The sequence below is a fragment of the Streptomyces sp. ADI95-17 genome (assembly GCF_003846175.1).
Lineage (GTDB): Bacteria > Actinomycetota > Actinomycetes > Streptomycetales > Streptomycetaceae > Streptomyces > Streptomyces sanglieri.
Genome location: NZ_ML123046.1, coordinates 1084760 through 1096896 on the forward strand (window position 1 = coordinate 1084760; position 12137 = coordinate 1096896).

12 protein-coding genes and 1 pseudogene are annotated in these 12137 nt (G+C 72.3%); 7 read left to right on the top strand and 6 right to left on the bottom strand.

Annotated elements, in window-relative coordinates:
* Positions 1 to 15 precede the first annotated feature (15 nt).
* The gene (locus EES42_RS18620) at positions 16 to 1230 is read left to right on the top strand and encodes a geranylgeranyl reductase family protein (protein WP_206433500.1); all 1215 of its coding nucleotides are present in this window, start codon (positions 16 to 18) and stop codon (positions 1228 to 1230) included.
* A 74-nt stretch (positions 1231 to 1304) separates the two neighbouring features.
* Here the strand turns inward: EES42_RS18620 and EES42_RS18625 are convergent, their stop codons facing one another.
* Positions 1305 to 1757, bottom strand: a complete 453-nt coding sequence (locus EES42_RS18625; protein ID WP_124719311.1) for a nitroreductase family deazaflavin-dependent oxidoreductase — start codon at positions 1755 to 1757, stop codon at positions 1305 to 1307.
* A gap of 128 nt (positions 1758 to 1885) precedes the next feature.
* Between EES42_RS18625 and EES42_RS18630 the strand changes: the two genes are divergently transcribed.
* The 3 genes from EES42_RS18630 to EES42_RS18640 all read left to right on the top strand — a co-directional run bounded on the left by EES42_RS18630 (position 1886) and on the right by EES42_RS18640 (position 4612).
* Complete coding sequence (locus tag EES42_RS18630; protein ID WP_124719312.1) at positions 1886 to 2593, top strand: TetR/AcrR family transcriptional regulator; 708 nt, start codon at positions 1886 to 1888, stop codon at positions 2591 to 2593.
* A gap of 85 nt (positions 2594 to 2678) precedes the next feature.
* Positions 2679 to 3950, top strand: coding sequence for a sensor histidine kinase (locus EES42_RS18635; protein WP_241196446.1), 1272 nt, complete (start codon positions 2679 to 2681; stop codon positions 3948 to 3950).
* The gene (locus EES42_RS18640) at positions 3947 to 4612 is read left to right on the top strand and encodes a response regulator (protein WP_124719314.1); all 666 of its coding nucleotides are present in this window, start codon (positions 3947 to 3949) and stop codon (positions 4610 to 4612) included. Before EES42_RS18635 ends, EES42_RS18640 begins: the two co-directional genes overlap by 4 nt.
* Positions 4613 to 4711: 99 nt before the next feature.
* Here EES42_RS18640 and EES42_RS18645 read toward each other — a convergent pair whose 3' ends face one another.
* On the bottom strand, positions 4712 to 6217 hold the full coding sequence (locus EES42_RS18645; protein WP_124719315.1) for an MFS transporter: 1506 nt from the start codon (positions 6215 to 6217) through the stop codon (positions 4712 to 4714).
* 87 nt (positions 6218 to 6304) lie between these two features.
* On the opposite strand from EES42_RS18645, the gene EES42_RS18650 reads away from it, so the two are divergent.
* Positions 6305 to 6706: a MarR family winged helix-turn-helix transcriptional regulator gene (locus EES42_RS18650; RefSeq protein ID WP_124719316.1), complete on the top strand. Its 402-nt coding sequence runs from the start codon at positions 6305 to 6307 to the stop codon at positions 6704 to 6706.
* Positions 6707 to 6754: 48 nt separating this feature from the next.
* Here the strand turns inward: EES42_RS18650 and EES42_RS18655 are convergent, their stop codons facing one another.
* Together EES42_RS18655 and EES42_RS18660 are read right to left on the bottom strand one after the other, a co-directional pair.
* Positions 6755 to 7510, bottom strand: a complete 756-nt coding sequence (locus EES42_RS18655; RefSeq protein ID WP_124719317.1) for a maleylpyruvate isomerase family mycothiol-dependent enzyme — start codon at positions 7508 to 7510, stop codon at positions 6755 to 6757.
* Between the two features lie 43 nt (positions 7511 to 7553).
* Positions 7554 to 8783 (bottom strand): MFS transporter, encoded by a 1230-nt coding sequence (locus EES42_RS18660; RefSeq protein ID WP_124719318.1) that lies wholly within the window; start codon positions 8781 to 8783, stop codon positions 7554 to 7556.
* A 298-nt stretch (positions 8784 to 9081) separates the two neighbouring features.
* Between EES42_RS18660 and EES42_RS18665 the strand changes: the two genes are divergently transcribed.
* Positions 9082 to 10296, top strand: a complete 1215-nt coding sequence (locus tag EES42_RS18665) for an ROK family protein (protein ID WP_124719319.1) — start codon at positions 9082 to 9084, stop codon at positions 10294 to 10296.
* 143 nt (positions 10297 to 10439) lie between these two features.
* On the opposite strand, the gene EES42_RS18670 is transcribed toward EES42_RS18665, so the two are convergent.
* Positions 10440 to 10829 (bottom strand): TIR domain-containing protein, encoded by a 390-nt coding sequence (locus tag EES42_RS18670; protein WP_164495263.1) that lies wholly within the window; start codon positions 10827 to 10829, stop codon positions 10440 to 10442.
* 70 nt (positions 10830 to 10899) lie between these two features.
* On the opposite strand from EES42_RS18670, the pseudogene EES42_RS18675 reads away from it, so the two are divergent.
* A pseudogene (locus tag EES42_RS18675) lies at positions 10900 to 11604 on the top strand (transposase).
* Positions 11605 to 11618: 14 nt separating this feature from the next.
* On the opposite strand, the gene EES42_RS18680 reads toward EES42_RS18675, so the two are convergent.
* Positions 11619 to 12041, bottom strand: a complete 423-nt coding sequence (locus tag EES42_RS18680) for a hypothetical protein (protein ID WP_124719320.1) — start codon at positions 12039 to 12041, stop codon at positions 11619 to 11621.
* Positions 12042 to 12137 lie beyond the last annotated feature (96 nt).

A 12137-nucleotide genomic window follows, 5' to 3' on the forward strand; every position in this document is an offset into this window, starting at 1 on the left:
GAGCAGAAGCACATCGTGAGCAGCGAGAACGCAGACGCCGTACAGGAGCACGAAGAGTCGTCCGTGTGGGATGTCGTCGTAGTCGGCGGCGGACCGGCCGGAGCCTCGGCGGCATACGCGGCGGCGGTCGCCGGCCGACGGGTGCTGCTCCTTGAGAAGGCGGAGCTTCCCCGGTACAAGACATGCGGCGGCGGCATCATCGGGTTTTCACGTGATTCGCTGCCGCCCGGGTTCGAACTGCCGTTGCGGGACCGGATCCACGCGGTCACGTTCTCGCTCAACGGCAGGCTGGCACGGACCCGCCGCTCCAAGCGGATGCTCTTCGGGCTCATCAACCGCCCGGAGTTCGACGCGGGTCTGGTCGAGGAGGCGCAGAAGGCGGGCGCCGAACTGCGCACCGGTGCGACGGTGACGAGGGTTGAGCAGCACGGTGCCTCGGTGCCCGACCGGCGCACGGTCGCCGTGGTGCTCTCCGGCGGCGAGACGGTCCTGGCCCGCGCGGTCGTCGGTGCCGACGGCAGCGCGGGGCGCATAGGGGCTCATGTCGGGGTGAAGCTCGACCAGGTGGACCTCGGCCTGGAGGCGGAGATCCCGGTTCCGGCCACGGTCGCGGAGGACTGGGCGGGGCGGGTGCTGATCGACTGGGGCCCCATGCCCGGCAGTTACGGCTGGGTCTTCCCCAAGGGCGACGTCCTGACGGTCGGTGTGATCTCGGCGCGGGGCGACGGCGCGGGAACCAAGCGGTACCTGGAGGACTTCATCGCCCGGCTCGGCCTGGCGGGTTTCGAGCCGAAGATCTCCTCCGGCCATCTGACGCGCTGCCGCAGCGACGACTCGCCGCTGTCGCGCGGGCGGGTGCTGGTGTGCGGTGACGCGGCGGGCCTGCTGGAGCCGTGGACCCGCGAGGGGATCTCCTTCGCGCTGCGGTCGGGGCGGCTGGCCGGTGAGTGGGCGGTCCGGATCGCGGAGTCGCACGATGCGGTGGACGCCCGCCGTCAGGCGCTGAACTACGCGTTCGCCATCAAGGCGGGCCTCGGCGTCGAGATGGGTGTCGGACGGCGCATGCTGAAGCTGTTCGAGCGTCGGCCGGGGGTGCTGCACGCGGTGCTGACGGGATTCCGCCCGGCCTGGAACGCGTTCGCCGGAATCACCCGCGGCACGACCTCGCTCGGCGAACTGGTCCGTACGCATCCGCTGGCGCAGCGGGCACTCAACGCCATGGACCGCTAGTGCCGTGACCGGCGATGTTTGCCGGGAGGGGTACTGGAGGTTCCTGCCGGACCGTCGACTGCCGGGCCGCCCGGTCAGCTCTCCACGGAGATGCGGAAGACCGGGTGGTCCGGGCAGGCCGCCAGCAGTTCGGCGTCCGAGGACTCCGCGGTGACGCCCTGGAAGTAGTCGTTGACCTGCCAGCCCCACCGCTCCAGGTAGGCGCGGATGACCAGCGACTTCTGCTCGTCGTCCGGGATCTCCACGGCGATGAACTCGCGGACCTTGCGGCCCACCCGCAGCTCGCCGCCGCCTGCCGCCCGCATGTTGCGCACCCACTGGGAGTGGCCGCGGGCGGAGACGAGGTACTGCGCGCCCTCATGGGTGTGGGGGTTCACGGGCACCCGCTGCATCTGCCCGCTCTTGCGGCCGCGCACCGACATCTCGGCCGAGCCGAACATGCTGAGGCCATGACGGGCGAGGCGGCCGACGATGCCGTTCATCCGGACGTTGAGGGCGCTGCCGCGAAGGTAGTACGGCTGAGACATGGTGACTCCCCACGTTTTTGAGAGCGGTGCTCTCGCTTGAGATCAGTGTGCACGGGATGGGTGCTCAAAAGCAAGAGCACTGCTCTCGTTGTTGGTCGGTGCTCTGCTTTCGTGGCAGACTGCCGGCCATGAGCACTGTCCGAGGAGCCAGGGAACGGGCCCGTATCGAGGTCACCGCCGCCATCAAGGACGAGGCGAGGAAACAGCTCGCGGCCGAGGGCGCCGCGAAGCTGTCGCTGCGCGCCGTCGCCCGGGAGCTCGGCATGGCGTCCTCCGCCGTCTACCGCTACTTCCCCAGCCGGGACGAGCTGCTCACCGCTCTGATCGTCGACGCGTACGACTCCGTGGGCGAGGCCGCCGAGGCCGCCCACCGGGCCGCTGCGGCCGGGACCGCCGGCCACCTCGCCCGCTGGATCGCCGTCACCCGCGCCGTGCGCGACTGGGCCCTCGCCCGCCCCCACGAGTACGCTCTGATCTACGGCTCGCCGGTGCCCGGCTACACCGCGCCGCAGGCGACGGTCGGCCCCGCCTCCCGCGTCGGCCTCGTCCTGATCGCCGTGGTCGCGGACGCCCACCGCACGGACGGCCTGGCCCTGCCGCCGCTCGCCGACGATCTGCGCGCGGAGGCCGTGCGGATGGTCACCGAATTCGCCCCCGGCCTCCCGCCGGAGGCCGCCCCCCCGCTGATCGCCGCCTGGGCGAAGCTGTTCGGGCTGATCTCCTTCGAGATCTTCGGCCAGTTCCACCGGGTGGTGGAGGCCCGGGAGGCATTCTTCCGGGAGGCGGTCACCGAGATGGCCCGCACGGTCGGCCTGCCCGCCGACGAGAAGGGCTGAGGGCTCTCCCGTACGACGTACTCCCCAGGGAGTACGGGTGATGACCACGCCCGGCTGACGCCCGGGGCGCGGCCCGCGGTCTAGCGTGGCCGGCATGGAAGAGCAGCGCTCACACGGAAACGGCGGCGGTCCCCCCTGGGCGCACGGCGAGCCGCCGCGGTGGCTGACCGGGGCACCGGGACGGTTCGCCACCCGGCTGCCCTGGCCGTCGACGATCCTGATCGGCGCCGTCGTCATGATCGGCTCCACCATCGCGGCCCGGGGGCAGATGGACGAGCGGGCCCCGCTGGACCTGTTCGCGCGGCTGCTGCTCTTCCTGGCCGTCGCCGTGCTCCTGGTGCGTCACCGGCACCCCGTGGTGGCCGTCTTCGGCAGCTCGACCGCGGCGATGATCTATCTGGCGGCCGGCTATCCGTACGGTCCGGTCTTCCTGGCCGTCGCCGTGGGCTGCTTCAGCGCCGTCGTCGCCGGACACCGGCGGGCCGCCTGGTCGGCCGTGGGCATGGTGTGGCTGGGGCACGTCCTGGTGGCGCACTGGCTCTACCGGTGGCTGCCGCCCTCCGACGACCACCCCGCCGCCTGGGGGCAGGAACTGGGCATCGCCGCCTGGGTCGTCGCCATCATCGCGGCTGCCGAGCTCGTACGCGTACGCCGTGAGCAGTGGGCGGACCGGCGGGCGGAGCGGGAGGCCGCGGAGCAGCGCCGGGCCGACGAGGAAAGGCTGCGGATGGCGCGTGAACTCCATGACGTACTGGCCCACAGCATCTCCGTCATCAACGTCCAGTCGAGTGTGGGGCTGGCGCTGCTGGATTCCGACCCCGAGCAGGCGCGTGCGGCGCTGACCACCATCAAGGCCGCCAGCAAGGAGGCGCTGGGCGAGGTCCGCCAGGTCCTCGACACCCTGCGCACCCCCGGCGACGCCCCGAGGGCCCCGGCCCCGGGGCTCGGCCGGCTCCCCGAACTGGTCGAACAGGCGGCGCGCACCGGACTGACCGTCACCGTCGAGACCGAGGGCGAACGGCCGGCCGTGCCGCCCGGCGCGGATCTCGCCGCCTTCCGCATCGTGCAGGAGGCGCTGACCAATGTGGTCCGGCACTCCGGATCGCGTACCGCGCGGGTCCGGATCGGCTACGGGCCCGGCCGCATCCGGCTCCGTGTCGACGACGAAGGACCCGCCACCGACGGAGACGCCGGAGGCAGCGGCAACGGGCTGGCGGGGATGCGGGAGCGGGCCGCCGCGCTGGGTGGCACGATCGAGGCGGGCCCCCGGCCCGACGGCGGCTTCCGGGTGCGCGCCGAGCTTCCGCTGCCGTCCGGTTCGTCCGGCGCGGCGGCACACGAGGAGGAGACACCGTGATCCGCGTACTGCTCGCCGACGACCAGTCGCTGGTCCGGGCGGGCTTCCGGGCCCTGCTGGACGCCCAGCCCGACATCGAGGTGGCCGGGGAGGCCGCCGACGGCGCGGAGGCCGTGCGCCTGGTGGGTGAACTGCGGCCCGACATCGTGCTGATGGACATCCGGATGCCGCATCTCGACGGCCTCGCCGCCACCCGTGCCATCACCGAGGACGCCCGGCTGGACGACGTCAGGGTGGTCATGCTCACCACCTTCGAGCTCGACGAGTACGTCTTCGAGGCGATCCGCTCCGGGGCCTCCGGCTTCTTGGTCAAGGACACCGAACCCGATGAACTGCTGCGCGCCGTACGGGCGGTGGTGGGCGGTGACGCCCTGCTGTCGCCGGGGGTCACCCGGCGCCTGATCGCCGAGTTCGCGGCCCGCTCCAAGGAGCCTGCGGCGGCGACCGGGCTGCGCGAGCTGACCGAACGGGAGCGGGAGGTGATGGCGCTGGTGGGCATAGGGCTCTCCAACGAGGAGATCGCCCGGCGCCTCGTCGTCAGCCCGCTCACCGCCAAGACCCACGTCAGCCGCACCATGGTGAAGCTGGGCGCCCGCGACCGCGCCCAACTCGTCGTGCTGGCCTACGAGTCGGGGCTGGTGCGGCCCGGCTGGCTCGGCTGACCCGGGAGTCGGCGGAGCTCGCGGCAGCGTACCGGTGCGGTGTCCGGCCGATGGGCAAGTACCCCGGCCGGACACCGCACCGTCCCCCTCGCCCGTCGGTCAGTCCCGCACGGACACCTTCTGTGCGGTCGTCGTCGGCGCGGCCTCTGCCGCGCGGTCCGTCTCGGACGACGCGACCAGCACGGTGCGCTGGACGGGCCGGCGGGGCCGCAGCCCGGTGAGCGTGATCAGCAGTCCGGCGAACGCGACCACGGTCACCACGACCAGGCCGGGCCGGTAACTGTCCAGGACCGCCTGACGCGATCCGTCGCCGCTGCCGTGCGCGGTGATCACCGCGGTCACGACCGCCAGGAAGATCGCCCCGCCGACCTGGATCGAGGTGTTCAGCAGGCCCGAGACCATGCCCTGCTCGTCGTCGTCCACCCCGTTGGTGGCCTGGATGTTGAGCGAGGGGAAGGTCAGCGCGCAGGCCGCGCCGAGCAGCAGCATGGACGGCAGGATCACCACGGCGTACGAAGGCGTGAGGGTGATCCGCAGGAAGAGCGCGTAGCCGACGACGAGGGACGTGAACCCGGCCGCGATGACGCGCGGTGTCCCGAACCGGTCCACCACATCACCGATCTTCGTGGAGGACAGGGCGACCAGCACCCCCGCGGGCAGGAAGGCCAGCGCGGTCTCCAGCGCGGACCAGCCGAGCAGCGACTGCATGTACTGGGTGACCAGGAACTGGAAGCCCACATAGCTGCCGAAGAACGCCGCGGCCCCCAGCTGCGCCCTGACCTGGCTCCCGGAACGCAGCACACCGAGGCGGATCAGCGGGTTCGCGGTGCGCCGCTCGATGGTGACGAAGACGGTGAGCAGTACGGCGACGGCGAGGAACGACAGCAGCGTGCGGGCGGAGGTCCAGCCGGCCTCCGGCGCCTGCACGACCGTGAACACCAGCAGCAGCATGGCGCCCGTGCCGGTGACGGCGCCCGGCAGGTCGTAGCCGCGGTGGGTGTCCTCACGGTCGCTGTGCGGGATCAGCTTGAGGCCCGCGATCAGGGCGATCAGGGCGATCGGGGCGGGCAGCAGCATCGTCCACCGCCACGACAGCTGGGTGAGCAGGCCGGAGAGGACCAGGCCCATGGAGAAACCGGTGGCCGCGCAGGTGGTGTAGATGGACAGGGCGCGATTGCGCTGCGGGCCCTCCTTGAACGTGGTGGTGATGATCGAGAGCCCGGCGGGCGCGGTGAACGCCGCGCTCAGTCCCTTGATGAAGCGGCTGGCGATCAGCAGCGGTCCGGAGTCGACGAATCCGCCGAGCAGCGAGGCGAGGGCGAAGACACCGAGCGCGATGAGGAAGACCCGGCGCCTGCCCAGCAGATCGGCCGCCCGGCCACCGAGGAGCAGCAGCCCGCCGTAGCCGAGGATGTAGCCGCTGACGATCCACTGGAGGGTCGAGGTGGTCAGTCCGAGATCGTCGGCGATGGACGGCAGCGCGACGCCGACCATGGAGACGTCGAGGGCGTCCAGGAACATCGCGGCGCAGAGCACGAGGAGCGTGCCCCACAGGCGCGGGCTCCAACGCGCATGGGAATCGGGGACGTTGAGCGGAGTGGTCATGCGGAGCACAGTACATGCACGTGCATTGAATGCAAGTGCATTTAATGCCGGTGCAACAATCGGTGTCATCTCTGCTAACGTGCGGTCATGGCAGCGAACAAGTCCGAGCGGGTGCTCGTCGACGAGTGGCGGGACATCCTCGCGCTGCACGCCAGGACGCTCTGTGAGCTCGACCGCGAGCTGCACCGGCACGGCCTCGGCGCCAGCGACTTCGAGGTGCTCGATGTGCTGGCGGAGGGCACGTCCGAGGACGGCGGCTGCGCCTATCGCGTACAGGAGCTGGCCTCCAGGGTCCACCTCAGCCAGAGCGCGCTGTCCCGTCTGGTGGCGCGGCTGGAGAAGGACGACCTGGTGCGCCGGGGAATGTGCAGCGAGGACCGGCGGGGCGTCCAGGTGGAGCTGACGGCGAAGGGCCGGGCACGCCATGCCGAGGTGAAGCCGCTGCAGAGGTCGGTGCTCGCCCGGATGCTCGACGGCGCGGCGGAGTGAGCGCGGCGCGGGTCGCCGGCACGCTCCGGTGGCCTCCGGCCCCGGCGGTCAGGACCAGGTGACTCCGGAGTTCTCGCGCCAGATCCTGGCGGGCTCCGCGTCGCCCGTCACCGTGATCGCGGCGAGCGGCAGCCGGTTCCAGAGCGTCAGGTAGAGGTCCTCGGCCGATGTGGTCAACTCGCAGTCCACGAGCCCCTCTTCGGGTGCCCCGTCCGCCCTTGCGGCCCGTGGCGGCTCCGGCGAGAGGTGTACGGTCCAGCAGGCGTCCACGTCCGTGGCGCGCACCCGGAGGGAGCGCGGCGCCGAGGTGCGCACCCGGCTCTCCGGCCGGGCGTGGAACCCGCACAGCAGCTCGTCGATCCCGTCCACCGCGTGAGCGGCCGGGACCGGTGACGGCCGCCCGCCCCGGGCCGACTCCGCGTCCACCCGGTGGATCGTGGTCTCGTGCGCCTGACGCCGGGCCCAGAAGGCCAGGGGTGACGGCGCGGGCAGGAAGCTCCAGCACGCCAGCCCGGCCGGTGCGCTGTTCAGGGCGTCCACCAGGAGGCCGTGGCCCTCGCGGAACCAGCCGATCAGCGCCGGCCCGTCCAGATCCGGCTCCCCGCCGCCGGGGTGGTACGAGGTGCGGCCCTCGACGACGAACGCGGTCGCCCAGCGGTGCACCATCCCGGTGTGCCGCAGCAGATCGCGCACCCGCCACTCCGGACACGTCGGCACCGGGGCGTCCGTCCCCGCCTCATGCGCGGCGGCCGCCAGCAACTGGCCCTCGGCGGCCAGGGACTTGATGTGGCCCGTGATCTCCATGGCTCCGATTGTGCCAGCGGGACGAGCGTCCGGGCCCGGTGATTCAGGCCACCGGCGGATGGGTCGCGTTGCGTGCTCCGTACCCCAGCGCGGCGGCCGCGGTGGCCAGCAGTGCCACCGTGGTGAGGGCCACCGGGAGCGAGAACCAGTCGGTCAGGAAGCCGATCGCGGGCGGCCCGAGCAGCATCCCGCCGTAGCCGAGCGTCGACGCGGCCGCCACTCCGCCGGGCCCGGCCAGCTCACCGGCCCGGCCGACCGCGACCGGGAAGATGTTGGCCAGGCCGAGACCGGTGACGGCGAAGCCGATGAGGGCCGGCCAGGTGGTGGGGGCGAGCGAGCCGAGCAGCATCCCGACCGCGGCCGTCGCACCGCCCACGACGAGGGTGCGGGTCTGGCCGAGCCGTTCGAGCAGCGCCGTACCGCTGAGCCGGCCCGCCGTCATGGCCAGCGCGAACAAGGAGTAGCCGGCCGCCGCGACGCCGGGGTGGGCGTGCAGGTCCTGCTCCAGGTGGAGTGCGCCCCAGTCGGCCAGCGCGCCTTCGCCGTAGGCGGTGCAGAGCGCGATCAGGCCGAACAGGAGCACCAGCCGGCGGGCCCTTCCGCTCAGCCGTCGCGGCGCCTCGGCGGCACCGGCACCGGCCTCGACCGGGGGCCGGGGCGCCGGGTGACGCAGCAGCGCCGGCCCCGCCGCCGCCGTGACCAGGAGCCCGACCCCGGTGAGGATCAGGAGATGAGTGGCGGGGGAGAGGCCGCCCGCGACCAGTCCGCCGAGCCCGGCGCCGATCATGCCGCCGAGGCTGAAGGCGGCATGGAAGCCCGGCATCACGGGGCGCCTGAGCGCGGCGACCAGATCGACCGCGGCGCTGTTCATCGCCACGTTCATCCCGCCGTACGCGGCGCCGAAGACCAGCAGAACCAGGCCGAGCGCGAGCGCCGAACGGGTCTGCGCGGGCAGGGCGATGGAGAGGGAGAGCAGAACGCCGCAGACCACGGTCACCGGATGGCTGCCGAAGCGTCGGCACAGCCGGCCGGTGAGCATCATGGTCACCACGGCCCCGGCGGACACTCCGAGCAGGGCCAGGCCCAGGGTGGCGGCGGAGGCACCGGTCTGGTGCTTGATGGCCGGGATGCGGACCACCCAGCCGGCGAAGAGGAAGCCGTCGAGGGCGAAGAACACGGTCAGGGCGGTACGGAGGCGGGCCGACGGAGGTGCGGCGGTGTCTCCGCCCGGTCCCCCCGGTAGGGCCGTCCGCAGTTTGTTTAGTTGCGGCACAAACTCAGCATAGGGGTGCCGGGACAACCGACGCAAGACGGTCGTCCGCCGCTTCGGCGAAGCTTTCTCTCCGGCTCCGGCTCGGCCCGGACGGGCGGTTTCCGGTGCGTTTCCGCCAAGTCCCGCCGTACGTCCGCCGGGTGTGGCCCGCGGCGCCGGGCGGGTGCCGGGCATCGCGGGGAGCGCGGGCCGGGCGTCGAGGGAGCGCGGGCCGGGCGGGCCCCCGGCCGTGCCCCCGGGGCGCAGCCGCGCCACCGGGGCGTCGGCCGTACCCTCGGACCGTGGGAGACTCGCCCCCATGAACGGCAAGGTGTCCACCACCCGGACAAAGTTGGAGAGAGGCCGCAGCGCGCTCGGACCCGCGCTGGAACTGGTCCACACCGGACGTGCGCCCACCCGCGCCGTCCTCACCTCCGAGCTCGGAGTCACCCGGGCGACGGCCGGTGCGGTCGCCGCGGAGCTGGAGGCGCTCGGCCTGATCCGGGTCGACTCCCGGCCCGGCTCCGCCGCCGGATCACAGGGCCGCCCCTCGCACCGGCTGTCCGTCCGGGAGTCGGGCCCCGTCGCCATCGCCGCCCAGGTGCACGCCGACGGGTTCCGGGCCGCGCTCGTCGGGCTCGGCGGGCGGCTGGTGGCCACCGCTCCCGGCTGTGTCACCGTCACGGCGGACCCGGCGCAGGTCATCGGTGAAGTGGTCGACGACTGCGCGCGGTTGCTGCGGGACAGCGGGCTGCGCTGCGTCGGAGCGGGCCTCGCGGTGCCCTCGGCGGTCGCCGAACCGGAGGGCAACGCGCTCAACCCGCTGCACATCGCCTGGCCGGCCGGTGCGCCGGTGAGTGAGATCTTCGCCGACTGCGTACGCGGAGCGGGCATCCCTGGACCCGCGTTCACCGGGAACGACGTCAACCTCGCCGCGCTCGCCGAACACCGGCACGGCGCCGGCCGGGGCGCCCAGCATCTGCTCTGCGTGGCCACCGGACACCGGGGAGTGGGCGGCGCCCTGGTCCTCGACGGCCGCCTGCACACCGGGAGTTCGGGGCTGGCGCTGGAGGTGGGTCATCTCACGGTGAACCCCGAGGGGCGCCCCTGCCACTGCGGCGGCCGCGGCTGCCTGGATGTCGAGACCGACCCGCTGGCCTTCCTCGTCGCCGCCCGACGCGAACCCGGCCCGGAGGAATCGCTGCTCAAGCAGGCCGGCGACCTGCTGCGCACGGAGTACGGGGACGCGGCGGTACGGGGCGCGGCCGAGGAGCTGATCGACCGGCTCGGGCTCGGGCTCGCCGGCCTGGTCAACATCCTCAACCCGGACCGCATCATCCTCGGCGGACTGCACCGCGCCCTGCTCGACGCGGACCCGGAGCGGCTGCGTGCGGTGGTCGCCGACCGCAGCCTGTGGGGGCGGAGCGGCAGCGTCCCGATCCTCCCGTGCACGCTCGACCACAACAGCCTGGTCGGCGCGGCGGAACTGGCCTGGCAGCCGGTGCTGGACGACCCGCTGGCCGCGCTGGCCTGATGGAGCCGGGCGGTACGGGTCTCAGCCCCAGGTGATCAATTCCAAGGGATGCCTGCGGAGGGTGCGGGGTGGGCGGCGGCCGAAGCCACCGCGAGACGGTCGGGCGGCGGGCTGCCGGTCCTGGTCGAGGTGGCAGCGGGCGGTCAGGCGGCAGGGTCGACTTCGGGGTGCGTGAACCGCACGGGCTTGCCCAGCGACCGGGCGTAGGCGATTTCGGCTCGGGTGCTGTCTCCGATGTGGTCGCCGACCACGAGCACCTCATCAGCGAGGCGGATCTTCGCCCGGTGCAGATCGTCGAGTCGAACCTTCAGCGCCTCGGCCTCGACAGGATCGGACCAGAGTTCATGCGGTGACTTCATGTCACAGCCCGGTTTGACGACGATCTTTCCGGCTTTGGTCTCCCGCAGATCGGCCTCGTTCATCTCGGTCATGAAGCGGGTGGAGCCGCAGATCACGACGATACGCGGGAGGCTCAACAGCTTCTTCGCGTCGGCGAGCTTCTCCTCGGGGGTGAGCTGTTGCGGGTATGACACTGGTTCCTCCTGGTGGTGTGGTCCAAGGGAGGCCTGCGGAGACAAGAACGAGGGTGTCCAAAATCGTTTTGTGACGAACGACGTGGACACCCTCGGGACAGCACTCTATGCGACGACCGACGACATGCTGAAGGAACATCCAGACCTGGCGCCGTGGCGCCCGCCGGCCGGCATTACGCCCCGCCTGAGCGATGCCGGACTGGTCACCCCCGCCACGATGCAGGCCATACTCGGCTACACCTCCGAGGCCAGATGGCTCCGCCATCCCCGTGCCCACCTGCGCCACCTCTTCCAGCCACAGCCGCTTCTTCTGGGCCCGCGCCTGCACCTGGTCTGCACACCCTTCAGGGACTGCCCATCGCCTTCGCCCTGACCGGGGCCAAGGCCGACGCACGCGAGACCCTCCTTGACCTCCTGGCAGCCGAGTGCGAGCTTCTGCGAGAGCGCCCCGACAGACTCTCATCGGCGACAAGAACTGCTTCGGCCGTGGTTTCGAACGCGAACTGTCCGGGCGTGGAGTGCAGTTGCTGCGGCCTGCCCGTGGAGGTGAACGGGAACGGCCTGGCGCAGCCCTGTTCAAGCCGCTGCGACAGGCATCGAATCGATCAACGAGACCTTCAAGGGACAGCTTGACCTCGAACGGCACCGAGGGTGCACACCCAGAGGTGTCATAGCCCGCGTCATGCAACGCATCCTCGCGCTGACCGCCGCGATCTGGCACAACGACGCCACCGGACAAACCGTCCTGCGCTCACTGATCGCCTACGATCACTGACTCCTTGGAATGGATCATCCAGGCCGGGTCCGAGTGGGTCCGCCGGGCGGATCCTCGCGGAGGCCGTACGGGTCCCGGCCTCCGGCCGCGTCCGAAGGTGCCCGCCGGGCGAACGCCCGTGCCGGGTTGTCCACCGGGACCGCATCCAACGCCCTTTTTCCCAGGGCCTGTTCGAGGCAGGGGTGCAGTCGGCGCGACAGGAACGGCACGCCCGGGGTGCCGGGCACGGTCGTGTCGCCGCCCAGCAGCAACTGTCCGCCGAAACCGGCCTCGGCGAGCACGGCCGGCCGCGCGGGCAGCCGCCGGCCCGCCGCGTGGCCGGACCATGACGGCCCGTCGAACGCCAGGAACGTACCCGCCCCCGTCGTCCAGCGCCGCACGGTGATGTCCGGCCGAGCGGGAGGGCCGAGGATTGCTGCCTGCGGGGTGTCCGCCAATTTTCGGGTTCCTTCGCCGGTCTCCGGTGCCCGTCGAACGCCGCCTCGGCCGCCTCGATCGGACGGTCGGCGGCGCTCACGGTCCGACTGCACCTT

What these genes read in the sequence shown, in the direction of transcription:
- EES42_RS18625 (WP_124719311.1), bottom strand. Translation starts at nt 1,757, where the DNA reads ATGTCTCAGCCGTACTACCTTCGCGGCAGCGCCCTCAACGTCCGGATG.
- EES42_RS18630 (WP_124719312.1), top strand. Translation starts at nt 1,886, where the DNA reads ATGAGCACTGTCCGAGGAGCCAGGGAACGGGCCCGTATCGAGGTCACC.
- EES42_RS18645 (WP_124719315.1), bottom strand. Translation starts at nt 6,217, where the DNA reads ATGACCACTCCGCTCAACGTCCCCGATTCCCATGCGCGTTGGAGCCCG.
- EES42_RS18650 (WP_124719316.1), top strand. Translation starts at nt 6,305, where the DNA reads ATGGCAGCGAACAAGTCCGAGCGGGTGCTCGTCGACGAGTGGCGGGAC.
- EES42_RS18655 (WP_124719317.1), bottom strand. Translation starts at nt 7,510, where the DNA reads ATGGAGATCACGGGCCACATCAAGTCCCTGGCCGCCGAGGGCCAGTTG.
- EES42_RS18665 (WP_124719319.1), top strand. Translation starts at nt 9,082, where the DNA reads ATGAACGGCAAGGTGTCCACCACCCGGACAAAGTTGGAGAGAGGCCGC.